The organism is Pseudobacter sp., assembly GCF_051955275.1.
Lineage (GTDB): Bacteria > Bacteroidota > Bacteroidia > Chitinophagales > Chitinophagaceae > Pseudobacter.
The window spans coordinates 1-26,098 of the sequence record NZ_JBQCGW010000229.1 but is presented as its reverse complement, the minus strand read 5'-3'; the positions used below and the strand labels follow the sequence as shown (position 1 = coordinate 26,098).

The window sequence follows — 26,098 nt, the reverse complement described above, 5'->3', positions numbered from 1 at the left end:
GCAGCAGTGATTGATCCATCAGCAACTTTCGCTGTGGTCACAGCGTCAGTTGCAAGTTTGTTGGCATTCACTGCTCCGTCAGCGATCTTCGCTGAGATCACCGCGTCAGCAGCAAGTTTGGTGGCGCCTACAGCACCGTCTGCGATCTTTGTATTACTTACTGCACCATCGTTGATCTTGGCAGATGTAATAGCGTTCGCAGCAACAGTTGGATTAGGGTATGTGCCGGTCAGGTCTCCGCTGGCTGTACCGCCGGGAGGAAGCGTGATGCCAGAGGCGAGCTTTGCGGCTGTGATTGAACCGTCAGCTACTTTAGCTGTAGTTACCGCATCATTGGCGATTTTATTTGTGGTAACGGCATCAGTTGCAAGTTTGTTGGCATTCACTGCTCCGTCAGCGATCTTCGCTGTGATCACCGCGTCAGCAGCAAGTTTGGTGGCGCCTACAGCACCGTCTGCGATCTTTGTATTACTTACTGCACCATCGTTGATCTTGGTAGATGTAATAGCGTTCGCAGCAACAGTTGGATTAGGATATGTGCCGGTCAGGTCTCCGCTGGCTGTACCGCCGGGAGGAAGCGTGATGCCAGAGGCGAGCTTGGCGGCAGTGATTGACCCATCAGCTACTTTGGCTGTGGTTACCGCATCGTTAGCCAGCTTAGCAGTAGTAACGGCATCTGCAGCGAGTTTGTTGGCATTTACTGCACCGTCAGCAATCTTGGCTGTCACTACTGCGTCGGTAGCGAGTTTTGTCGCACCAACAGAACCGTCTGCGATCTTGGTATTTCCTACTGCACCGTCGGCAATTTTTGTATTGCTTACTGCTCCATCGTTGATTTTGGTAGTTGTAATGGCATTTGCAGCAACAGTTGGATTAGGGTAAGTTCCGGTCAGGTCTCCGCTGGCTGTACCGCCGGGAGGAAGTGTGATTCCAGAGGCAAGCTTGGCGGCTGTGATAGAACCATCAGCAACCTTAGCTGTAGTCACAGCATCATTAGCAAGCTTTGTATTAGTTACAGCACCATCATTGATCTTCGCTGAAGTAATAGCGTTAGCGGCTACGGTTGGGTTGGGATATGTGCCGGTCAGGTCACCGCTGGCTGTACCGCCGGGAGGAAGTGTGATGCCAGAGGCAAGCTTGGCGGCTGTGATAGAACCATCAGCTACCTTAGCTGTAGTCACCGCATCATTAGCAAGCTTTGTATTGGTTACGGCATCAGCAGCAAGCTTGTTGGCATTCACTGCGCCATCAGCAATCTTGGCTGTAATCACCGCGTCGGCAGCGAGTTTTGTAGCACCAACAGCACCATCTGCAATTTTTGTATTACTTACTGCTCCATCATTGATCTTCGCAGAAGTAATGGCGTTAGCGGCTACAGTTGGGTTAGGGTAAGTTCCGGTCAAGTCTCCACTAGCCGCACCACCAGGAGGAAGTGTGATGCCAGAGGCAAGCTTGGCGGCTGTGATAGAGCCATCTTTTACTTTGGCTGTTGTCACCGCATCATTAGCAATCTTAGTAGTGGTAACTGCATCTGTTGCCAGTTTATTGGCATTGACAGCTCCATCAGCAATTTTGGTGGTAGTCACCGCGTCATTCGCAATCTTAGCATTAACAACCGCATCTGTTGCAAGTTTGTTTGCGTTCACTGCACCATCTGCGATCTTTCCATTTGTAATAGCATTGGCTGCCACAGATGGACTGGGATAAGTTCCACTCAGATCACCACTAGCCGCACCACCGGGGGGGAGTGAAATACCGGAAGCAAGCTTCGCGGCCGTGATAGCACCATCAGCAACTTTTGTTGTTGTTACGGCATCATTTGCAAGCTTGGTATTTGTAATGGTATTATCAGCAACTTTAATAGTAGTTATTGAACCATCGGCAATTTTTGAAGTGTTTACAGCATTGCTGGCGATCTTGGTATTTCCTACAGATCCGTCAACCAGCTTATTGGAGTTTACTGAATTGTCAGCAAGCTTTGCTGTTGTAACTGCATTGGATGCTATCGTAGGATTTGGATATGTTCCCCCCAAATCTCCTCCAGCATTACCCACAGGCGGCAGTCCCGCACCGACAGCTAACTTGGCTAAAGTAACAGAACCATCGGCCAGTTTATTGGTAGTAACAATTCCATCGGCGAGTTTAACCGATGTTACGGAATTGTCAGCAAGATGAATAGTAGAGATAACACCATTAGCAATGGAAGGGTTGGGATAAAGCCCCGTCAGCATTCCACCGGCAGCGCCGCCGGGAACAGCTGCACCGGCAGACAATGCATAAGGCACACTCAGCAACTGAGTGGCACCCATATCTTTCAGATCATTCCCGCCATTGGGATCCATTTCCACCTGAAGAAATTTCGCTCCGCCAATGCTCCAGTTGATACCCAGGAGGGTTCCTGTAACAGCGGTCGCGCCGGGACTTCCGATAGCTATTGAAAACAAACCGAGATGATTTGTTTTGATCAGTCTCGTTTCCTGAAACAATACCGATCCGCCGGAACTTCCATCACGAATGGTTATACGCAGTTTAATGTTTTGGTTCGGAAGGGCTAATCCCAGCGCACTTCGCGCTACGCCCTGGTAATTCATTTGGCCTGGCGCCTGCCCAACCATCTTAACCGATAGCCATACGGAAAAGAAAAGCAGGAATGTTTTCTTCATAAAAATTGGATTTAGGGGGAATGGTTTCTTTTATCTTATCTGCCTACTTTGATGATCTTATATGATCCTTTCTTTGCCGGCGTTCCATCATCAGGATGCAATTCAACCTTCAGCATATACATGCCGTTCAATTGCCCTGTCAGGTCAACACGTTCACGCCAGCCAAAACCAAATGTCTGACTCTCGCGTGTAAACACCACTTTGCCCAACCTGTCGAACAGAAACACTCTTACTTTGCCTTGCTGCTTCGTAAAAATGTTTATCTCAAAAGGCCCATATGTAGGATTGGGATAAGTGCGAACCTCGTCATCTGTAAAATGCGGGTTGTCGGAAGGATCATTAATACCAAGTATGTAGGGTTGCAAAAAGCCGTTGGTGAGAAAGAAATTACCGGATGGACTCTTCATCGTATTGATCAGCGTTGCTTCACCGATACTGAAATCAAGGGAATAATATCCCTGCTTGAATGTTCCTCCGGCAACATTAATAACATCCGGAGCTATCGATGGCTTGGCTTGTCCTGAAGCCGACACACATGCAGCAGCCATTACAGCTGAAAGCAACAGTGGTTTCATACGAATTGGGTTTGGGTAGATAAGAAGTCGTCGTCCCCTTGATTTTAATCAAGATGTAATTATAGTCATATAAAATCTCTACGCAAATAGGATTTATACGAGATCAACATGTAATTCAACGATTATATATATCCGTTAAGTATTTGATGCACAAAAATATTTCGCATTCATGATGCATATCAATGCCCTCGCATAATTTACCGTCGCCTTTTCGAAAAAATACGATACAAAAAAACCTGCTGAGTCAGCAGGATCTTTTTACTATTCGATATCAATTAGCTACATCATCGACTGAAAGTCCGGATCTGCACCCCCTGTGCACTCTGGCCCCCTACCTTACTCAGGTTGTAAGTGAACGTTAGCATAAAATACCTTTTCAACACCGTAGACCTTACGTCTTCTATGTAGTTTCTATTCGCATTTCGTGTAACATCTACGTTTTGATTGAGCAGGTCATATGCAGATAATTTTACTTCGGCCCGGTTATTGGTCAGGAACTGCTTACTGACGGAAGCGTTCCACAACGGTACCCGCAAATTGTATCCTTCCGCCAGCCTGTTATTTATAATGTAATTGAATTGGGTAGATAAAAAGAAGTTCTTCGGTAATTGCCAGTTTAGCTCAGACTCATAATTCTGACTGAAATAATTTGTATTTCGCTCGGGGCTCAACGTATATTTCACTTTGTTGTAATCAACACCAGCCCTTAGTGTAATATCAAGCTTATCCGTTAAGTTAAGATCCAGCGAGAGATCAGGCCCCGCCGTAAAACTGCGGATCTGGTTTTCCTGCTTGTTCAATAACTGTTTATTGTTGTTGTAATTCAACCTTGTACCTATGCTCACACGCCCTTTGAAGAAGTTCAGCGGAAGGCCAAGATTTATATTACCAGTAAGATTATACACACCATCTGCATTCACGGGCCTGGTATACCTGATACCAGTTTCACTTAATGTATCACTGTCAACAATCCTGTTATTGGTCATCTGTGCACTCAGGTTCACAAATAAGTTCCTTCCTGCATACGGATTCACAGCCTGAAAGCCCAGCATTACCGTATTAGTGAACTCCTGCTTCAGATCAGGGTTTCCTTCCCTGATATTCAACGGATCACTGTTATCAGGCACGGGTTGCAACTGCGAAGCAGAAGGCTGATTGGTACTGGTGCGATAACTCATATTCAATGTATGCATCTGCTTAAAAGTATATTTGAATGTGGCATTCGGCAACCAGTTGTAAAACGACTTGTTCAAAACCGAATCTTTTGTTCCTGCAGTAATCGTCCCACTCAGCTTTGCCTGTTGCCATGAACCACCCAGCGAATACTCATATTTTTTTCCTTTGGAACGAAATCGAACGCCCGCATCCGTTGTACCATAGCTCCGTGTATAGTCATTCGAGTAATTTTCGTTGATGAGCTCCTGTTTGCTGATCCGGTCAATGTCCCAGGTTGTTTTTTCTGAACCGGACCTTTCATAACTGTTGCCTACACTGAACTCAAGCAATGATTTTTTGAAGATGGGCTCTGTGTACACCGCTTTCACCTGGTAGTTTCTGAGGTCCGACTGCTGCTCATTCCTCTGATTCAGAGTGTCCCTTCCCGTTAAATTACCGGCGGGTTTATAAAAAGCCGTTACTGACTCCAGTGTGCCATAACCATCGCTGGCATTAAGGTTGGTGGAAAGATTCACTGAAAATGTCCGGCCTTGTTTCCTGAATTTCTTCCTGAAAAGGATATCATTCCTGAAGGTGTAGCCATTGGTTTTATCGGTTGTGCGGTTTCCTCCTTCATTCACCAACCTGCCATCATTCAAATGTGTCTGGTAATCACGGGTGATATTATTACGTGTGTCCTGCGTTGTCAGTGAAGGTGCAATCCGGATTGAATGAAATGAGTCCAGGGGAATATCCGCTACCAGGTTGAGACGATGACCATTATTGATATTATTGTTCACTGAGCTCTGCCTGTACAACCAGCTGCTGTCTCCTAAGAAATTCTGCCGGTTGGTTTCGGATCTCGCTTTAGGATTGTAATGATTGTAAAAGTAATTGCCCGAAACATCAGCCTTTCCAAACATATCATTGTAGTTCACTCCACCGCCCCAGATGGTACGTATATTACCGCTGCCTCCTCCCAAGGAAGGCATATTGGTGGCGTCCATCGTTACTATTGTTGCTCCCCCGCCTGCGCCGATCGCCCGTGCGCCGGTCATGGACATGATATCATTGAATGAGAAGCCGTCGTTGTTGGTATTATTTGCTGTTCCCAGCACCGATATCCTGCGGCCTCCATTGAAGCTGTTAAGGTTGAAGCGGCCTTCAAATCTGTCATCCGTTCCGCCCGCGGCAGACAATCTTCCGAACTTTCCTTTGTTCTTGTCTTTCTTGAGCTTCAGGTTCACGGTCTTCTGACTGCTGCCATCATCAAAGCCCGTAAGCTGGGCCTGATCGCTGAGCTTATCATATACCTGAACCTTATCCACAGCATCTGCCGGCAGGTTGCGGGTGGCCACCTTTGGGTCATTGCCAAAGAATTCCTTACCATCCACCAACACCTTCTTTACTTTCTCGCCCTGCGCAGTAATGGTTCCATCCTTATCCACTTTCAACCCCGGCAATTTTTTCAGCAGCTGCTCCACGCTTGCATTGGGCACCACCTTGAAAGAACCCGCATTGTACTGTATGGTGTCTCCGATCATAGTAATAGGCGGCGCTTCCGCTGTAACTATCACCTCGGGAAGTGTCTGGGAAAGATCAGCCATGAATACCCTGCCCAGGTCTTTCTGAAATGCCGTATCACTGATACTGAAAGGCTGGTTACCATTATGATAGTTCACGTGAGTGATCAGGAGCCTGTATTTTCCATTGGCAATTTTATCGAGCTGAAACCTTCCCTGTTCATCAGACATAACAAAACCTACCAGGGAAGAATCCTTTTGCAGCAGCAGGGAGATTGTGGCTGAACTGACCGGTTGCCTGGCAACTGAATCGTACAGCTGGCCTTTTACAGAGCCATGTTTCTGCGCCAGCAGCAAGGAGGGAAGAGCTATAAGAACAAGCAGGTGAATTGTTTTTTTCATACCAGTAGTGTTCGTGGGTTATTACCCCACGAAAGTATTCCTGGTAGTTTCTAAAACAGGTTAAACAGTCTTGCTTTAATGTTAATGAAGGTTAATAATTGGGCTGGTCATTCACTATCAGCAGTACTTCCCAGTCTTCGCGATAGCGCAGATGTATTTCCACCCGCAGGCTCTGAATGCATTCCGGGGCAGGCGTCATCTGAAAAAGTGTGGCAGTGGCTTTATTCTCCTGGTCCGGCGCTATATAAGTGCCATTCAGGATAAAAGGCTTCTGCCCCTTGATGCGGATGATGGTGTTGCTGATCTGATCATACAGCTCCTGGTATTTCTGCTTTGCCTTTTCGTGATCTGAGGATACAAATAAGGAGCAGGTCCAGTTGAGAGGCTCCGGCTGTGAGCCGTGGGAAATCACACAATTGAGGGAACCAGGGATCTGAACCTTGGACCGGTAGTCAGCATAGCCGCTATGTTCCTGAAGCAGATCACCTTTGATATTCTTAAAACGGTTAGGGTAGTCTTCAATCACTTTCTGTAATGCGGCATTCGTTTGATTGCTGAAAACTCCCTGCGCCGATGTGGGAAGTGTTGTTATCAAAAAGAGTAACAGAACCTGTACACTTTTCATGGGCCGTGGATTTGGCCGAAAAATAGTAAAACCATTGGCGGGATCAAATAGGAAAAATACTATACGGGTGCCCACAATAATATCTTCAAAGCCTCGTTGTTATGTTTGTACGCCATGATTTTTTTATCCTAAACCAATATCAATGAAAAAGAGCACAATGTATTACGATGTTCACCGTGCTAAAGTCTACAGCAGAAGCTACAAGCCTACATTTAATTTCATTAGTTTCCTTAGAAGTATTGTTACAGTGCTGATGGTCGGTCAATCACCGATCTCTACCCCTGGTTATGCCAAAAGAAGATAGTTTCCTACATCTATAAGCACTTACCTCTGAAACCAAATTGTATGTGCTGATCCCGGCCCCTTAAAGGCCGGGATTTTTATTTAAGTATGTTTCTTAATTAACCACGGGTTGCGCCACGCATCTGCCTTTCGATATTCCTTGGCATATTACCGGGCATTCCACCAGGGCGTTGCTGCCTGTTATCACCGGCTTTATTGAGGTTGAACATAAAGCTTACCATGAAGTACCTTTTCAGCACTACCGTTCTTGTATCCTGGATATAGTTATCGCCCACAGATCTGCTGATGCTCTGGTTCTGATTCAACAGGTCATACACGGCAAATTTCAATTCTCCGTTCTTCTTTTTGAATAACTGCCAGGCAAGGCTGGTATTCAGCAACGGCACGCTCTGGTTGAATCCATCCGTTCTTCCTGTATTGATCAGGTAATCGAAATCAGTTGAGAACACCAGGCTTTTGAAGAAAGTATAGCTGATATCTGCAGAATAGGTTTGTGTGAAGTATTTCTGATCCTGCGTGAGAGAACGGGTAGCAGTGTATTTCACATTATTGAAAGTCACGTTGGCATTCAATCCCAGCAAGAGGTTGTCTTTATAGTTGATATTGATGCCTGCGCCCTGTGTCAGCGCCAGTGTTTTGGTGAAGTTTGTTTCGTTGTAGAGAACGCTACCATCCCTGTTGTAATTACCACTGGTATTGAAACTGATATTGCTGCCTTTGAATCTTCCTTTCAGCGGGAAACCAAACGTTACGTTAGCTGATGTGTTGTATGATCCGTTCATATTCACCGGCACAATGTATTGTGCACCCTTGCTGAGCGAGTCCGCATCCAGGATACCGGATGGCACATCTGTGATGCTGTTTACAATCTTGTTGCTGGTATTTGAGAATTGCAGGTTAGCATTTACGTATTGAAAATTCTGAATGTTGAAAGAAGAATAATTGGCAGAGAGATTATTGGTATACTCCTGTTTCAATGCGGGGTTACCATTGCGGATCTGTAACCTGTTGCTGAGATCAGGAACATCCTGCAACTGTGTACTGCTTGGCTGGTTTGTTCTTCCCCGATAGTTGATACGCAGATTCTGCGTTTTTGTGAACTGCAGGTTCAGATTGGCTGTGGGAGCGAAGTTGAGCGCATTCTGATTTACAAGAAGAGTAGTATCCCTTCCCTTCAAAATTCGGTTGCTCTTGTTTTCCAGTTCAGAATATTGAACTGCACCGCCTACCTGCACACTGGCTTTTGTCCATTGCATACGGAAGTTGGCGCCACCTCTGTGAATAGTATAATCATTCTCAAAATAGTTGGTGAGGTTGGCATTTACAGAATCATACTTTCCGGAAATATCATTGTAGCTGAAAGATTTTGCGTCGGAAGTGCTTTGCTGATTCTGTATTGAATAGTTCAGTTCTACCAGTTTGTTGTTTCCGATCGGCTCGGTGTAAGAAACGCTTAACTGGTTATTGTTGGATTTTGTTTTCTGGAAGCTTCTGAGATCCTGTGGGATGGTCTGATCAAGCGACCCATCTTCTTTATAATAGATGAAAGGCGCATTGGTCCTGCCATTACCATCACTGTTGTTGATGGCATTGTTCCATCCAAGAGTAAGTGTCCGTCCGAGCTTTTTGAACTTCCTGCGATAGAGTAAATAGCTTTGAAGACTGAGCCCTTCCCGCTCATTGGTGTTTTCATTTCTGCCATCGATGTACCTGAACTCAGGACCTCCTTTCACTGATTTGAAAGTAGTGAAGGTATCGATCATGGAAGAGGTGGAATTCTGCAATGTACCGTTGCTGGTAAACAGCAATGAATTCATGCTATCTATATAATACTCCATCCGCAGATTGATGCGATGGTTGCGGTTCATATTATCAGAAAGCGCGCTTTCCGCCTGACGCAGCACGGTATCCTGCAGAAAGGTTGTTCTTGAACTGCTTCTGTCTGAAATGGTATTGCCCTGTGAAAAGAAGTAGCTGGCTGTAATATCCAGTTTACTACCCCATTTGTCTGTGTAGTTGATGCCTGCTGATGTATTCTTTGTGATGCCTGATCCGCCGCTGCCGAGGTTGAAACCACCGCCCCCGAAGCCGCCACCTCCAAATCCGCCACCACCGCGGCCTCCACCACCTCCACGTCCGCCGCCGCCGCCGCCGAAGCCACCACCGCCACCACCAAATCCTCCAACACTCATAGCCATGCCTCCACCGCCACCGCCGCCACCACGTGACCCGAATCCACCCATACCTCCTACCACATCATTGAAGGAGAAGTTCTGCCTGTTTACGTTGTTGGATCCGCCCATGATGGAGATCCTTCTGTCGTTATCAAAACGGTTGAAGTTGAGGTTGCCTTCATAACGCCCGTCGGAACCCGCGCCCACCGTGGCCCTTCCGAAGTAGCCTTTACGTTTATCTTTCTTGAGTTTGATATTGATGGTCTTGGAGCGGCTTCCGTCATCTATCCTGGTGAACTTCGCCTGGTCACTCATATCATCAAAAACCTGGATGGACTCGATCATGTCGGCCGTAATATTCTTAGTGGCCATTTTGGGATCGGACCCGAAAAACTCCTTTCCATCCACATATACTTTGGGAACATCTTCGCCTTGGGCTTTTACATTTCCATCCTTATCCACCTGCACACCGGGAAGTTTTTTCAGCAGGTCCTCCGCTGTTGCGTTAGGTTTTGTTTTGAAAGAACCTGCCCTGAACTCCACCGTATCTTTTTTGATCACGATGGGAGGTGCTTCCACGATCACCTCGTCGAGCAATGTGGTTTTTTTATCCATGTAGATAGTGCGGAAGTCGATATTGAAAGAGTCTTTCGTTACGCTGAAAAGCCTGGAGTGTGGCTGATATCCCGAATAAGTTACGAGCAGCCTGTAAGTTCCGGTATCCAGGTCTTTTATGGTGAACTCTCCTTTTTCGTTGGACAGGGAAAAGGAAACGAGCGAGGAATCGAGCGCGTGTAGCACAGACACGGTGGCTTCGGCCAGTTGTTCTCTGTAAGTTGTATCAGTGAGTTTGCCTTTGATGCTGCCCGAGATCTTCTGGGACATGGCAGCACTTGAAGTCACAATAAAAAGGAATACCAGTAAAGCTTTGCTCATGGCTTGTAGGGATAAAAGAATATAATAGGGATTTAGACGGCTGCCTTCCTGACAAACTTGTGCAGGACATGTCAGCTCCTGGCATGTACGCGCTAAAACCCGGAATAATTATTCCTATGATCCTTTTACTGCGGTCAGGTTTAACTGAACAGGTATTCCACATCTTCGCGGCTGAGGCTCTTCACAAACCCTTCATCATCTGTGATGAGGTCCTTCGCGAGCACCCGCTTCTTATCTTGTAATTGCAGGATCTTGTCTTCGATCGTGTCTTTACAGATCATGCGGTAGGCAAAGATGTTCTTGGTCTGGCCAATCCGGTGGGTCCGGTCGATGGCCTGCTGCTCCACAGCGGGGTTCCACCAGGGATCCACAATGTATACATAGTCAGCGGCAGTGAGGTTGAGACCCACACCACCCGCTTTCAGGGAGATAAGGAATACACGGCATTTCTCATCATTCTGGAAACGCTGGATGGCTTTTTCACGATCGACGGCCGTTGTACTTCCATCGAAATATTCAAAATCAACATCCAGTTCCCTGAGCTTTTCCTTGATAAGTCCCAGCATACCCAGGAATTGGGAGAACACCAGCGCCTTGTGGTTGCTGATATTTTCTGTGATCTCCCTGCCCAGTTCTTCCAGCTTGATGGAATGATTGGGGAATTTCTCCGCTTCATTCAGGATGGCCGGTGAATCGCAGATCTGGCGCAGCTTCATCAGACCTTGCAGGATGGTGAGCTGTGAACGCTGGATACCCTGTGATTCGATGGTGCCCAGGATCTTGTCACGGAAATCATTCCTGTACGCATCGTAGATGTTCCGTTGCTCATCATCCATTTCACAGAAGAGGATGGTCTCGGTCTTTTCAGGAAGATCTTTCGCCACCTGTTCCTTGGTACGGCGGAGAATGAAGGGGAATAAGAGTTTACGAAGATGGTCCTTACGGTCAGCCTCCCCGAACTTGTCTATGGGAATGGCAAACTCCTGGCGGAAGAACTCGATGCTACCGAGCATGCCGGGGTTCAGGAAGTTCATCTGCGCAAAAATATCGAAGGTATTGTTCTGCAATGGGGTACCGCTGAGGCACAAACGATTCCTGGCGTTCAGCAGGCTGGCGGCCTTGGTAACCTTACTGGCCGGGTTTTTGATGGCCTGGCTTTCATCGAGCACTACATAATCCAGCGGCAGGTCTACCAGCAGTTTGATATCACTCCGGAGGGTTCCATAGGTAGTGATGATCACTTCCGCGTTGGCCAGTTGTTCTTTATCACGCGTGCGTTCGCCGCCATGATGAATATGATAGGTGAGCTCAGGCGTGAATTTCTTTATTTCATTCTCCCAGTTGAACATCAGGGTGGTAGGGCATACCACTAAGGCACGCAGCCTCCCATGATGTTTACGGAAGTAATATAAGTAAGACAGGGCCTGGATGGTTTTACCAAGACCCATATCGTCTGCAAGGATACCACCCCATCCGATCTCGCTCAGGTAGTTGAGCCAGTGGAATCCATGCTCCTGGTAAGGACGCAGGATGGGTTTCAGGTGTTCCGGTACAGGGATCTCCCTGATATTATTGAAATTCCTGAGTGTTTCGTATTTCTCTTCCAGCTTCAGCACCAGTTCTTCTTCATTTCTTTCTTCATACAGTTCATCGATCACACTCATATGGTATTTCGATAAACGCAGCTGGTTCTGTTTTCCTTCACCCACCCTGAAGAGCAGTGAGTATTTCTTGATCCACTCTTCGGGAAGGATACCCAGGGTACCATCATCCAGGGTCACAAACTGCTGGCGGTTGGCCAGTGCTTTCTTCACATCGGCGATGGTTACTTTCTGTTCTCCGAAGAGGATATCCACGCGTGCATCAAACCAGTCGGTATTGCTGCTGATATGTATTTTCGTCTGTGGCTTGGCGGTATTGAAGCGGAAATTTTTGAGTGCATCGTAACCGAATACGGGCACTTTCATTTCCTTCATGGCGTCTACAAAAAGGAAGAACCAGTTGTTCTTCAGTACATCACTGCCTTTGAGAGCGAGCTGCTGCCCACCTTCCGGCCTGATGAAATTGCTGTGCAGCGCTTCGAGCTTTTTGAAGAATGTGAGCTCCTTTTCCTTATCACGATGTACTACCAGTACTTTGTCGCCATCAGGAATGATGAGCTCATCTTTACCACCTGCCTTCGTTTCAAATCCTTTGTAACTGAAGAGCGGCATAAATACGAGGTAGTCGCCTTTCTCCTGCAGAACCACACGCTTTTCGGGATCGCCGTCTTTCACCTCACTGATGAGGTTTTGATCAAACTCAACATGATATTCCCGGGTAAGCGGCAATACAAAAGATTTGAGTTGTTCCGGCCATTCGGTTTTTGAGAAACTGAGCTTGCCGTGTTTTGACTGGAAACGGGTTACCAGGTTCACTATCTCGGAGGTTTCCCAGAGAAAGAGGTTCTCGTTATGGAAGAACACCAGTCCGCTGTTCATTGTGTTCTCAGTGATAGGAACATTCTGCCCGTTCAGTTTCACCCAGGCCTCCACTTCAAAGCGATCGTTATTGCGCGATACTTTGAACCAGGGAGTAATAAAGTCGGTTACCACGCCTACTGTATGCAGGTTGGTAGTTTTGAATGCCTTCTTTCCGTTCAGGTAAAATATGAACGGGTTGGAGGCGATATCGGCGAAAAGTTTTTTCAGTTTTGGGTGCAGGTATTCACTCATGAGCGCCTTTGTTTCTTCTGGCAGCTCATCTTTTTCGTGGTGAATGATATTTTCCCAGATACCGCTGAAAGGAGAATTCCTGTTCAGGTATTTGGTGATCTCACTCTCCTGCATTTTGCGGATGGGAGCAAAGAGTTGCTTATCCTGCTCATTGAACGAGTCGATGTTCACAAACTTGGTCAGATCAAGCTTCTCCACTTTTCCAGTGAAGGCCGTGAAGCTTTCATTGGACTCGCCGCTGATAGCATCGATGGTGAAGTGGGGGTAGCTTTCCGCATTGAAGTTGAAAACAATGCCCAGCCTGTTGAGTGATTGCGCTGGTCCTTTTGCCGTTACATCTTCTGTTGCTGCAGTATCTTCCGCTACCGTTTCTGCTTCGGCCATTACAGGCCTGGCGCGCATTTTAGCGGAATCCTGTGGGCTCACCCGTTTGATGGAAGGATCCAGCACACGCAGGAAGGGCTTGCCATCCTTATAAGTGAATTCAAATTTTCCTTCGAGGTTATCAGATAGCTGATATCCGTATGCTTCCAGTAACTTGTTCTTTTCTTTATCCCAGTTACGGATAGAGTCGAAATAATAAGGGCCGTATGAATTCAGCAACTGAAGGAATACGATCACCTTGGGAAGACAGAGCGGATGGTGCGTATCGTCATAATCACAGCTGGTATCGAAGTTACGCTCTTCGTTTTTCCGGATCACCACTTTGTGATCCTTGCCTTCGATGTTCACAGTAGCTTTCACCACTTCATCTTTGGCATATTCAATATCAGCACGCTGTGTGCGAAGGTATATTTCGGCTTCTGAATAGGCCTCGGGGGAACAGAGCAGGCGTAATGTTTTGAGGTCGATGAACTTCATCTTTATCACGGTATGCCGCTGATCATACTCCACCTCCTGGGTCTTGAGCATGTTCTTGTCGAGCATTTCCTGCAATTGGATGAGTGCAGCAGCTTCATGTCTGCAGATATCGCCGAGGTTATACGGGCAAGCACAACGGACGGATAGGTTCCGGGGGTCTTTGAACTTTTGAATACTAACCTTATAGTAGGTAGCGTAGCTATCGTCTTTTACCCTAAAAACCACAGAGTCCAGGAGCTCATCGTAATCCACCAACTCTACATAACCAATGGCGTGGATCTTTTTGCCTCTACGAATCACTTCATCAGTTCCATTGGTATACACGTACTTAATGAGATGCGGTAGTGCCATGCTGTTCTTTAAAAATTATAGTTCCATAGCCCTCTTCAGAAAAGGCCAATCTGCAAAAGTAAAGGAAAAAACACGACCTAATAAAGCCAAATACTAAATCTTAATGTAAATCCAATCTCGCTCCTTTACAATCAGTCACTTGCGAACCCGGCATTAGCACCAGGCATCCGCAAAACCTGAATTTACCTATTAGTTTACTAATCAGGGAATTTATTACGCCGTAATGATTGGTATACAGTTTGACAAGTACCTTTGCAGCAATTCCTACTATTAAAGAAAAATCTCTGTTGTATGCTGATCCGCGTATTGAGTGTTGCTTCCCTTTTCCTGGTGATCTCCTCAGGGGTCAATGCCCAAAAGCTCAAGAAAACCGACAAGTCCACACTGGCCAACCTGCAAGCCCATGTGACCTACCTGGCAGACGATAAGCTGGAAGGCCGCCGCGCAGGTACCAAAGGAGAAAAACTGGCCGGGGAATATATCAGCAAGCAGTTTGAGCTGGCCGGCCTGAAACCCAAAGGCGTTTCCGGTAGCTGGTACCAGCCCTTCGAGATCAATGAAGGCCGCCAGGTGAACACATCCACGCTTTTCATTATAGACGGAAATGATCTCAAACAGAACACAGACTTCTTCCCCCTGGCCTACAGTCCCAACGGCAGCGTGGAAGCGGCTGTGAGCACTGCCCTCGCAGAAAAAGGAGTACCCTGGTTCCAGGATCTGAAGAATCTGCTGGAAGATAACGCCAGCAACCCTCATTTCGACCTGGAAAGCGCCATCCGCGAAAAAGTGACCAAAGCCGCCAACAAAGGGGCGTCCGCCATGGTCCTTTACAATACTTCGAAGATCAATGACCAACTCAGGTTCAATGGGAAAGACCGCAGCGCAGCTCTCACTATTCCTGTAGTTTATCTTACATCCAATGCGGTAAAGACCTATCTCCAGGACGAGTCCGGAACCTATGATGTGAAGATCCGTGTGGATATCGGCGAAAAGACCAGGACCGGTCAGAATGTAATTGGTTATATCGATAACGGAGCTCCACAAACGATCGTTCTGGGCGCCCATTATGATCACCTCGGTTATGGCGAAGATGGCAACAGCATGGCGCCAAACGTGAAAGACCAGGTCCATAACGGCGCAGACGACAATGCCAGCGGAACCGCCGCCCTCATTGAACTGGCCCGTAATATCAACGCCTCCAAAAACAAAAGCAATAATTACCTCTTCATCGCCTTCTCTGCCGAAGAGCTGGGCCTGAACGGGTCCAAATATTTCACACAGAACCCTACCATCAACATCAAAGATGTTAACTATATGATCAATATGGATATGGTAGGCCGCCTCAACGATAGCAGCAAAGTGCTCACTATCGGCGGTTACGGAACATCGCCTGTCTGGGGTGAATTGTTCGGTAAGATGAATACCAAATCCAATCCTCTTGTTTTCAAATTCGATTCAAGCGGCACCGGCCCCAGCGATCACACTTCCTTCTATCGCCTGGATATTCCCGTACTGTTCTTCTTCACCGGCCTGCACACTGATTATCACAAACCCTCCGATGATTTCAACAAGATCAATTATAATGGCGAACTCCAGATAGTAAAAACAATCGAGAACCTGGTAACCGCCACCAACACAAAAGGAAAGCTGCCCTTTACCAAAACCCGCGAGGCACAAACCAGCACCAGCACCCGTTTCAGCGTAACACTCGGGGTGATGCCAGACTATACCTTCACCGGCGCAGGCCTCCGTGTTGATGGCGTGAGCGATAATAAGCCCGCTCAGAAAGCAGGCATCAGGGCAGGTGATATCATCACCCAACTGGGCACCCATACCATCAGCTCTATGGAAGCATATATGCAGGCCCTCTCAAAATTCAAAAAAGGCGATTCAGCTACTGTCAAATACAAGCGCGGCAACGAAACCCTGGAAGCAGGCGTTACTTTCTAACACCTGCTCCCAACCATTACCGACCATCCATGAAACTGAAACTAGATTTCGACGACCTTGCAGATGATTTTTTCGACAATACCCGCCTGCTGGGCATTGTAGCATCTGTAAAGAACTACCAGTTCTGCTGGCAGCTCAACCAGCTGCTACGCTATGATTTCAGGATCAATAACGAGATCGAGATCCAGCTCTTCAAAAAAGAGCGCAAATATTATTTCAGCATCTTCGAGTACCGCGAACCCACCACCTCCCTCATCCACTACCTCTACCATAACCAGTTTGATGGCGAATACCTGCTGCCTGAATTCAAGCACCTTGATTTCCTATGGCTCCTTAAAGGAGATACCGTGGCAGAAGATTTTATGCAGCAACTGGTACAGGGCATCCGTTCCATAGCTCCCGTACAGCTGGTAACGGAACTGACCAATGAAAAAATCAAGAACAAAGGACACCTGATCTTTTAGTCATCAAAACCGAATTTTATGTGGCAGGAAAAAAACAATCAGCTCTACCGCCAGTTCGAGTTCCGCAATTTTTCCGAAGCCTTCGCCTTCATGATGCGTGTTGCCCTTGAGGCTGAGAAGATGAACCATCATCCCCTCTGGACCAACGTATACAACAAGGTAGAGATCTGGCTCAGCACCCACGATGCCGGTGATATCATCACTGAAAAAGACCGCAAGCTGGCACAGAAGATAGATGCTCTGACTCCGTCCAACTGATCTGGGCCGACCCAACCATTAAAACAGCGTTAAATACCGGCTCCGCCCCTCAGACTACTGGCGGATCCTTAATAATTGTGTACCTTAATCATCAACATTTCACATGATGAAGCATATAATTTACACCAGCGTGCTGGCCCTCTTCCTGGCAACTTCCTGCAACGACAGCACCGATAAAAAAGCCGTTGAGTCCGAAGAAACCGCAGAACCAGACAGCGTGGTAGTGACCGGCCCTGATACCACCCTCACTGCCGAAACCATCCAGCGTTTTCAAACCGCCGGTTTCACCGACTATGCAAAAGCACGAATCCCCTCCTTCGACTGGAGCAAATTCAAATACAAGCTCAGCTGGCAGGAAGATTCATTGCTCAGCAATGCCTTCACCCCCGCCAAATCATATTACACCAACTATGGAGCATTCCTCAAATACGCTCCGGACAGTAGCCGCTTCATTGATCTCGACAGCTACAATATTGATATCCGCAAAGACAACCAGGGCCGCTATATCGGCACAGCCGGTGGTCCTGACACCGAAGTGAACCTCATCGATCCCAAATCAAAAAAACGCACACGCCTCCTCTTCATGGGACCCGGCGGCAGTGTGGAAGATGCCTTCTGGACAGATAACAGCAATCTCGTGATCATCGGAACCCAGGAAAATGAAGAGAATGCCGGCAAAAAGGTAACGGTCTGGAAGATCAATCTCCAGGACACCACGTTTGATCTGTACGAACTCGATGATCTGAATGCTGCGCAGCAGCTCGCCGGTCAGTGGAGGAAGGAGAGGTTGAAGGGCGTGGTGTTGAAGTAAATGCCTTTTGTTTTTCTTTATGATTTTTGTTTGATTTTTGGGCAAAGTGGGGGTAGTGCGATGCGGGCTGTAAAACATACCCACACCTTTTAGTGGTACTATTGGACTTTTGTTTGGAGTGTCGGGGCCTGGGTGCTGGGCCGGGCTGAGGGAACGTATGTTTTGGAGGCCCGCTTCACACTACCCCACACTTTGCAGAACCCCACTGTGCATCATACTTTTTTGAAAAACAAGATGGCACACTTCAACTCAAGCCGCGGGGTTGGGGAAGGGGAAAGAGTGCGTCAGCACAAGTAATGGTGTCAGAGGTTTTTGAGTGTAAGAGGGTTTACTTGTTCAAAAAGGTTGATGTTACATTGATTCTTCATTTATGCCTCATTGATATCTCATTGATGCCACAATAATGCCTCATTCATTTTTTGGGGGTTCCAATAATATCGGATACCCACTGCTACATTTAATTGGAGGGATGCGTTAGTTCCCCCTTCTTTCTTTTTCAGCACGAGCACCTCACAATGCGCGGGGAATACAGGGCACTCTCGGTTCCTTCAGGATGACGGAAGGTTACTTTCAATATTATTTTCTCAACGCTACGCCGGCGTTTATCTCCCGCCGCTTTCAGTGTGCCCATGGCGAAGTGAGGAGGTGTTTGCAGGCCTTCAAAACATACGTTCCCCCAGCCCATCTTCATACCACAACCTAACATACCCCACCACCGCCCATCAAAGCCCCAAAAGGTGTGGGTATGTTTTACAGCCTGCAAACACCTCCTCACTTCGCCCCCCGGAATAGCAGGAAAAAGAAAAACGCCGGCTGTCATACAACCGGCGTTCTACAAATAAATATGATAAAGTTTATCCGTTCATACTTGCCAGGAACTCCTGGTTATCCTTGGTTCCGCGCATCCTTCTGAGGAGCTCATGCATTGCCTCCTCCGTGTTCATATCGGTGAGGTACACGCGAAGCAGGTTCATCCTTTGCAGCACTTCTTTTTCCAGCAGCAGGTCATCGCGGCGGGTAGAAGAAGCTACCAGGTCAATGGCAGGGAAGATACGTCTGTTGGCCAGGCGGCGATCCAGCTGCAATTCCATGTTACCGGTACCTTTGAACTCTTCGAAGATCACCTCATCCATTTTGGAGCCGGTGTCAATCAGAGCGGTAGCGATGATGGTGAGTGAACCACCATTTTCGATCTTCCGGGCAGCACCGAAGAACTGTTTCGGTTTCTGCATGGCGTTAGCTTCCACACCACCGGAGAGTACTTTACCGGAAGCGGGAGCAACAGTATTGTGGGCACGTGCCAGACGGGTGATGGAATCCAGGAGGATCACCACATCATGTCCGCACTCTACCAGGCGTTTTGCTTTTTGCAGCGCGATGGTAGACACCTTAACGTGCTTTTCAGCAGGTTCGTCGAAGGTGGAAGCGATCACTTCTGCTCTTACGCTACGTTCCATATCGGTAACTTCCTCAGGGCGCTCATCCACCAGTACTACCATCAGGTAACACTCGGGGTGATTCTGAGCAATGGCGTTTGCCACTTCCTTCAGCAGTACAGTCTTACCGGTTTTGGGCTGTGCTACGATCAGACCACGCTGTCCTTTTCCGATAGGAGAGAACAGGTCCATGATACGTGTGCTATAGCTATTGGGAGTAGTGAACAGGTTCAGTTTCTCGAATGGGAAGAGTGGCGTGAGGTAGTCGAAAGGAACACGGTCGCGCACATCTTCAGGTTGTTTGCCGTTGATAGTTTCCACTTTCAGCAGCGCGAAGTATTTCTCACCTTCTTTTGGAGGGCGAACCGCTCCGTACACAGTGTCGCCGGTTTTGAGACCGAACAATTTTATCTGTGAGGGTGATACATAAATATCATCGGGAGAAGAAAGGTAATTGTAATCGGAAGAGCGGAGAAAGCCATAACCATCGGGCATCATTTCCAGAACGCCTTCACCGAGGATCACACCGTCAAACTCAATGTTGAAGGCTGTTTCACGACGGTTCTGGTAAGGCCTCTGCTGGTTATCTCCATTGTTGAATCCGTGTTGCGGAGCCTGTTCTACTATTGCTTCGCCGGGTTGTTCAATCTCTGCAGCTTCATTACCGAACTCTTCTGAATTGTTATTATCGATATCGTCATGAGAGAGTGGCTGTTCTTCTTCTGCTGCAGTAACTGCGTCTTTCTTGCCACGCACCTTCTTCACTACAGGTGCGGGGGCCGCTGCTGCTGCTGCTTTCTCCACGGATTTCTCCATTGATTTCTTCTTTGCCACAGGCTCTTTCTTGACTGGTTCTTTGGTTTCTTTTTTCTTTTCTTCACCACCGCTCATTACATCTGCTTCTTCAGTGCTGTTTGCGGTAGTTGCTTTGATAACACGTTTGCGTTTGCCTTTATCTTCTGCGTTGTTGCCTTTGTTGGCGCTGGCCAGGACGGCCTGTTTGTCGAGGATCTTGTAGATCAGTTCTTGCTTGTCGAGCTTTTTAGCGTTGGAGATTTTCAACTGCTCTGCTATATCCAGCAGCTCAGGAACGAGCATGTCGTTCAGTTGCAGAATGTCATACATAAAAATCTTGAGTGTTTAACACTTGATTAGAAAACCAATCTTTGTGTGTTGAAAAAACGATTTGAAATGAGTTACTATATTGAGCGGAATCAGAAAAACTGACGAGCTTTAGAGAGATCGGGGTGACTTATCAGTCTTATTCCGGCACAATAATACGCCAAATTTGCAAAAAGCAAAAATTTTTGACTACCCGCAAACGACTTTTCCCAGTACCAGAATTCATTGCTGGAAGCAAGGTTGCGATCCGCTGAAACGCTGACAATCCGGGCATTACATGCAATAATCATCCATACAGGTATACCCTTAGCTGTTAGTTTCAGGCAGGGCATTTACCTATCCTTTAACAGCCTGTCCTGTTGTCATCTTTCCTCTACAAGGCTTTACCGTTGCGGGTTTATCGCCAGCATCCGTTCCAAACACATTCATTGTGTTGGTATGCAAACCATCCTGACTACACGGTTGCCGTGGCCTTGTAGTAGAGCGTTTGCGTAGGATAGGCAAAACTGATCTTCGTTTCCCTGAACTTCGAAAGTATGTCGAAAAGCACGGCCTGCCTGATATCCATGTACTCTGTATAATCCGTTGTATGAATAAGGTATACCACTTCAAAACTGATGCTGGAGTCTTTCAGCGCAGACATATGGGCCCTGTCGAACCTGGTCTTGGGCTTGCTTTCAATGATCTGCTTCATCATGCCGGGTACGCTTTGCAGCACATCCACCGGCGTATCGTAGGTAACCCCGAAATTCATTACCTCCCTGCGTTGCTGCAGGCTCTTGAAATTGGAAAGGGCCTGCTTGGTAAGGTCAGAATTGGTGACAACCAGCTGCTCTCCGCCCAAACTGCGGATGCGCGTGGTTTTGATGCCGATATATTCGATGTTTCCCGACTTGTCGCCCCACACCACATAGTCACCGATCTCGAAAGGTTTATCAAAAAAGATCACGAAATACCCGAATAGATCCCCCAGAATCGTCTGCGCAGCCAATGCAATGGCTATGCCACCCACTCCCAAACCTGCAATCATGGTAGTTACATTGTACCCGAGGTTATCTATCAGGAAAACCAGCGCCACCGCCCACACCAGTATCTTCAATACCAGTAATGCGCCACGCATCTGTTTCATCCGGTACTCCGTTTCATTGCGCTTACGCATGATACCTGTGAGCAGGAGGCTGATCACATGGTTCACAATCCGCACAAAGAAATAAGTGGTAACAACGGCCATGGCTACGTGAAGAACACGCTCCCACTTTACGCTCCAGTGCAGTTGCTGCAGGATCTGGTAATTCACAAAGAGGTAGATCCAGGGCAGGATGAACTTCTGGATAGTGCTGAAAATAATATCATCATATTTAGCTTGCGTTTTTGCCGTATACTCCAGCACTTTCTTCAAAACCTTGCCCCGCAGGAGCCTGATCACCAGCCAGGCAACGATAATGCCCGACGCTGCAATGGTATAAGCTAATACAGTGTTTCCCCAAAACTGGTATTGCCAGATAGATTCCATCTGAAAAATTTTACAGGAATGAAAAATAACGGCGGATCCGGGGTGTTACAAACTTACGCAAATGCGTTGCCAATATGCCTTTGAGACAAATAGCAAGCCATTAAAATGATATTAACAGGATGTGCTTATTTATATGTAATGCTTACCAGGAGTGGATCGTGAGCTTGCCATCTTTATAAAAAGGCAATACATCGGCTCCATCCGGGGTGAGGCAGTAACGGATATCTTTTTCCAGTCCAAATCCAGCGAGGCGCTGGTAGTGGGATGCGTTCTTTGCCTGCATGAAGCCATAGAGATCGTCCTTTGCCGCATTGTACAGGGTGGCGGCCAGTTTGGACGAATCACAGTTGATGGAAAAATGTTCCTGCACGCGTTCGATCACGGCGCCTGCAAAGATGGTGTCTTCCAGGTTCACCTTGTCTTTCCACGCCGCACACCCAAGGATCACGTTCTTGTTTGATTTCACCAGGTAGTTGCAAACGGAGGAAAGGTTGGGGAAGGACCCAGTGATCACTTCGCCGGCGCCTCTTTCCAGTGCCATATGGAGCAGCTTGGTTCCGTTGGTGGTAGTCAGCACCAGCGTTTTCCCTTTGATGAAGCTCTCGGGGTATTCAAACGGCGAGTTGCCGTACTGGAGGCCTTCGGCAATCTGCCCGTCGCGCTCCCCCGCAGTGATTGAATCTATATTCCTGCCGAGCTCGATGCACCTGGCCACACTGTCTACGGGGATCACGCTCCGTGCGCCGTTGAAGAGTGCGGTAGCGATGGTAGAGGTTGCACGCAACACATCGATGATCACCACTACCGTATTATTGAGATCGTATAAATGTAAAAGGGCCGGAGAAAGAGAGGTATATAATGAGGGTTTTGCCTGAGTCATGCCGGTGGCTGAGATTTAATTGTGACAGGAAATTTGCTGCAATTTTACGCGTTGTAGGGCATTAGAACAAATTTCCATTTGTCGCTCTCCGCAAACAGCCTCAGGGATTCATTGCGCTGGTACAGCAGTTTCTCGAAGTATTTCCTGAGAAACAACTGGTTAAAAACCTTTCCGATAAAGCCGTACGGGGATTCAAAGCGGAAGATATCTATCATGAGGGTGCCATTATCGATCTGCTTGAAGTAATGCTCATGCTTCATGGAGCGGAGATCACCCTTTTCCTGTTCGTCAGTAAAACTGAAAGGTTTGTCCATGGCGGTGATCTTCACTTTCATATACCTTGTTTTCCTGAGATGGCGGGCCTTCCAGGTAACGGTATCGTGGAGGTTGATGAGCCCCGTAGTTACACCGGCAACGGCTTCTTCGCCGGTATGGCTCATGGACTTTTTATGGAACTCAATACTGCGGCTCAGGTCGAACACACGTTCTGCCGGAGCCGCAATAAATGTTGTCAGATGGATAATGGGCATAGGTCATTGTTTGCTGAAAACCGGGTGATTCTAACAGCAAGAAATGAGCCACGCTTTAAACAAATGGGAATTTCACCACTTTCGCCTGCAGCAGTTTATCCCTTACCTTGATGTAAATGATATTGTCGATTGCAGCCAGTTCTGTTTTCACGTAACCCATTCCGATGGCCTTGTTCAGGCTGGGCGACTGTGTTCCGGAAGTTACTTTCCCGATCACGTTGCCATCCTTGTCGGCGATCTCGTAATCGTGACGTGGGATACCTCTGTCGATCATTTCAAAACCAACCAGCTTGCGGGACACGCCATTGCTTTTCTGTGCTTCAAAAATTGCCCTTGAAGGAAAGTCTTTGGTGAATTTGGTGATCCAGCCGAGACCAGCTTCCAGCGGGGAAGTGTTATCGTCTATATCGTTTCCGTAAAGGCAGAATCCCATTTCCAGGCGGAGAGTATCGCGTGCACCGAGGCCGATCGGCTTCATGCCCTGCGGACCACCAGCTGCAAAGATGGCGTCCCAGATCTTTTCTGCGCTACCGTCCTTATCTTCAAAATAGATCTCAACACCACCAGCTCCGGTATAGCCTGTTGCACTGATCAGTACGTTCTCCACGCCGGCGAAAGTGCCTTTGGCGAAAGTGTAATATTTCAGGTTCAGGATATCCAGGTCTGTAAGCGGCTGCAGGATCCTGGTGGCATTTGGTCCCTGAATAGCCAGCAGACAGGTTTTGTCTGATACATTGTGCATTTCAACTCCCTTTGTGTTGAAGCTGCTGATACGGTTCCAGTCTTTCTCGATGTTGGAGGCGTTCACCACCAGCATGTACACTTTGTTCTCTTCGATGCAATAAACAAGGAGGTCATCCACCAGGCCGCCATTGTCGTTGGGAAGTGAGCTGTACTGCGCCTTTCCGTTGGTGAGCTTGCTTGCATCATTGGTTGTTGCACGTTGGATCAGGTCCAGGGCATTTTCTCCTTTCAGAATGAACTCACCCATATGGCTTACATCAAATACACCGGCATTGTTCCGCACGGTTGCGTGTTCATCATTGATACCAGTATAAGAGATCGGCATGTTGTAACCTGCGAACTCAGCCATCTTCGCTCCCAGCGCTATGTGCCTGTTCGTAAAAGGAGTATTCTTCATATAGCTATTTTAGAGCAGCAAAAATAAAGGTTGCCCATATGGCAACCAATAAAAAGAAATCGTGAAATCTTCTGCTGACAAACGGAACGGTTCACGTTCGCAGGACACATCCCGGGCCGGCAGGCAGTGCCGGCTCAGAATAAGCGCGAAATAATGTAGATGGAAACAAGAAGGGATACTATGATGGCAATCACCCAGAGTCCGACTTTCAATTCTTTTCTGGCCATATTTTAAGATTTTTTGGGGATGATAAAATAGATAATAGCAGGCATTAAAAAAGGGGCCCTGCCGCAAACCGGCGTCAGACCCCGTTGTTCCAACTTCAACCTATATGAGCAGCAGTTCCGGTCAGTGATGTTCCATCTGGCCGGACTGCCGTATGCTTTCTCAGATCACCACCTGGTTCACAGCCTTCGTATCTACCTTTTTCTTTTCCTCTTTTCCGCGGTAGCGGTAATCGGATTTAGGATCATAGGTTTTCTTTTCTTCGCTGCGCGATGTGTCTTCGCCAGTGTTGATCTCGGCGTTGAACTCAGTGTCATTGTCTTTGAACCTCAGTTTGATATTGCCCCTGCGCAGTTCTTTCTCGTCCATATCCTCTACTTTCTGAGGACCATCATTTTCCGTCATGATGTATTCTTTGCCTGTCTGCGTCCAGAACCAACGGCGGTCGAGCTCTGAATCGTAACGGCGGCGGCGGTTTATATTCAGATCAAAGTGCTCGAAGTTGCCAACGCTTTCATCCAGCGTGATCCTCTTTCCTACGGGTACCTCAATGATCACCAGCACCTGCTGGTTTCGGAATTTTTCATCGCGACTGATCTTGAAGCCCGAAGGCAGGTAGAGGGTATTGTTTTGCTGCGACAATTTGAAATCGATCTTTTCTGCCAGGTTCCTGGCGATTTCGGGTGTGCGTCCACGTGAAAACTTCAGCACTTTTGCGTGATAGCTGCTATCAGGACTCTTGGATACTTCCACGCGCACGATGCTCAGCATCAGCGTATCGGGATTCACTGCGTAAAAAGGCCAGTCTTCAGTATCCATCCCGAACCAGTCGCTGGCATAAATCCCTCTGTCAACCGCCCTTACATCTACATAGAGCTTATTGCTTGTATTGGTGATATAGTATGGCTGGTCCTCCACGCCGTCACCGGTTTTGAAGTTGCGGCTTACCAGGCCCACCAGGATGATCAGGCTGATCAGTCCGATGGTCCACAGTGTACCGAAGGCAAATCCGATATACTTATTCTTTGATTTTACTCCTGCAATGCTCCGGATCAACCAGGTTAGCAGGGCTACGATAGGTACTCCCAGGAAAAGGATGAGCGTGAGCCAGGCCAGTGCATCCTGTTTGAAGTCTTCCAGGATGAAATTCTTCAGAGGGAATACGCTGAATCCTCCGAAGAGCAGTCCCAGCAAAGCAAAGAAGAGCGCCAGTACCACCAGGCCTGCAATGAACATGAAGAATGCTTTGAACAGAACACCTATCGCATGTCCGAAGCCAGATCCGCGGGTACGCGCCCCTGCGCCGGTATCGGTTGAATAGGTTTTTATCGACTCTCCGGCTTCCTCACCAAACTGTTTTACACGCTGACCGAATTGCTGGGCAGACTGTTTGGCTTCCTGTCCCCATTTCTCTGCTTTATGCTGAAATCCTTTCAGGTCCTCTTTTACTGTATCGGCAATGGAGTTTATATCTACTTTTTCGCCC

16 protein-coding genes are annotated in these 26,098 nt (G+C 47.6%); 4 read left to right on the top strand and 12 right to left on the bottom strand.

Going from position 1 to position 26,098, the window contains the following annotated elements; genetic code table 11:
* From ACTHMC_RS20045 to ACTHMC_RS20020, 6 genes are all read right to left on the bottom strand, one after another.
* A partial coding sequence (locus ACTHMC_RS20045; RefSeq protein WP_440415812.1) for a beta strand repeat-containing protein occupies positions 1-2,663 on the bottom strand: 2,663 nt, incomplete at its 3' end.
* Positions 2,664-2,698: 35 nt separating this feature from the next.
* A complete protein-coding gene (locus ACTHMC_RS20040; protein ID WP_440415810.1) occupies positions 2,699-3,238 on the bottom strand; it encodes a T9SS type A sorting domain-containing protein in 540 nt (179 codons plus the stop codon).
* Between the two features lie 284 nt (positions 3,239-3,522).
* Complete coding sequence (locus ACTHMC_RS20035; protein WP_440415808.1) at positions 3,523-6,318, bottom strand: outer membrane beta-barrel family protein; 2,796 nt, start codon at positions 6,316-6,318, stop codon at positions 3,523-3,525.
* 91 nt (positions 6,319-6,409) lie between these two features.
* Positions 6,410-6,943 carry a hypothetical protein gene (locus ACTHMC_RS20030; RefSeq protein WP_440415806.1) on the bottom strand — a complete coding sequence of 178 codons (534 nt, stop codon included), beginning with the start codon at positions 6,941-6,943 and terminating at the stop codon, positions 6,410-6,412.
* Between the two features lie 401 nt (positions 6,944-7,344).
* Entirely contained in the window at positions 7,345-10,356 is a 3,012-nt protein-coding gene (locus ACTHMC_RS20025; protein WP_440415804.1) for an outer membrane beta-barrel protein, read from the bottom strand.
* Positions 10,357-10,496: 140 nt separating this feature from the next.
* On the bottom strand, positions 10,497-14,282 hold the full coding sequence (locus tag ACTHMC_RS20020) for an SNF2-related protein (protein WP_440415803.1): 3,786 nt from the start codon (positions 14,280-14,282) through the stop codon (positions 10,497-10,499).
* 291 nt (positions 14,283-14,573) lie between these two features.
* Between ACTHMC_RS20020 and ACTHMC_RS20015 the strand changes: the two genes are divergently transcribed.
* The 4 genes from ACTHMC_RS20015 to ACTHMC_RS20000 all read left to right on the top strand — a co-directional run bounded on the left by ACTHMC_RS20015 (position 14,574) and on the right by ACTHMC_RS20000 (position 17,765).
* Positions 14,574-16,232: a M20/M25/M40 family metallo-hydrolase gene (locus tag ACTHMC_RS20015; RefSeq protein WP_440415801.1), complete on the top strand. Its 1,659-nt coding sequence runs from the start codon at positions 14,574-14,576 to the stop codon at positions 16,230-16,232.
* A 29-nt stretch (positions 16,233-16,261) separates the two neighbouring features.
* Positions 16,262-16,696, top strand: coding sequence for an IPExxxVDY family protein (locus ACTHMC_RS20010; RefSeq protein ID WP_440415799.1), 435 nt, complete (start codon positions 16,262-16,264; stop codon positions 16,694-16,696).
* An 18-nt stretch (positions 16,697-16,714) separates the two neighbouring features.
* Positions 16,715-16,954, top strand: coding sequence for a 4a-hydroxytetrahydrobiopterin dehydratase (locus ACTHMC_RS20005; RefSeq protein ID WP_440415798.1), 240 nt, complete (start codon positions 16,715-16,717; stop codon positions 16,952-16,954).
* 103 nt (positions 16,955-17,057) lie between these two features.
* Positions 17,058-17,765, top strand: a complete 708-nt coding sequence (locus tag ACTHMC_RS20000; protein ID WP_440415796.1) for a hypothetical protein — start codon at positions 17,058-17,060, stop codon at positions 17,763-17,765.
* Positions 17,766-18,619: 854 nt separating this feature from the next.
* On the opposite strand, the gene rho is transcribed toward ACTHMC_RS20000, so the two are convergent.
* The 6 genes from rho to ACTHMC_RS19970 all read right to left on the bottom strand — a co-directional run.
* Positions 18,620-20,326, bottom strand: a complete 1,707-nt coding sequence (gene rho / locus ACTHMC_RS19995) for a transcription termination factor Rho (protein ID WP_440415795.1) — start codon at positions 20,324-20,326, stop codon at positions 18,620-18,622.
* A gap of 451 nt (positions 20,327-20,777) precedes the next feature.
* Positions 20,778-21,836 carry a mechanosensitive ion channel family protein gene (locus ACTHMC_RS19990; protein ID WP_440415793.1) on the bottom strand — a complete coding sequence of 353 codons (1,059 nt, stop codon included), beginning with the start codon at positions 21,834-21,836 and terminating at the stop codon, positions 20,778-20,780.
* Between the two features lie 142 nt (positions 21,837-21,978).
* Positions 21,979-22,716 carry a 2-phosphosulfolactate phosphatase gene (locus tag ACTHMC_RS19985; protein WP_440415791.1) on the bottom strand — a complete coding sequence of 246 codons (738 nt, stop codon included), beginning with the start codon at positions 22,714-22,716 and terminating at the stop codon, positions 21,979-21,981.
* A gap of 44 nt (positions 22,717-22,760) precedes the next feature.
* Entirely contained in the window at positions 22,761-23,246 is a 486-nt protein-coding gene (locus ACTHMC_RS19980; RefSeq protein WP_440415789.1) for an SRPBCC family protein, read from the bottom strand.
* A 55-nt stretch (positions 23,247-23,301) separates the two neighbouring features.
* Complete coding sequence (gene gcvT / locus ACTHMC_RS19975) at positions 23,302-24,387, bottom strand: glycine cleavage system aminomethyltransferase GcvT (RefSeq protein ID WP_440415787.1); 1,086 nt, start codon at positions 24,385-24,387, stop codon at positions 23,302-23,304.
* Positions 24,388-24,774: 387 nt separating this feature from the next.
* Positions 24,775-26,098 (bottom strand): hypothetical protein (locus ACTHMC_RS19970; RefSeq protein WP_440415785.1); only part of this gene is annotated, 1,324 nt, incomplete at its 5' end.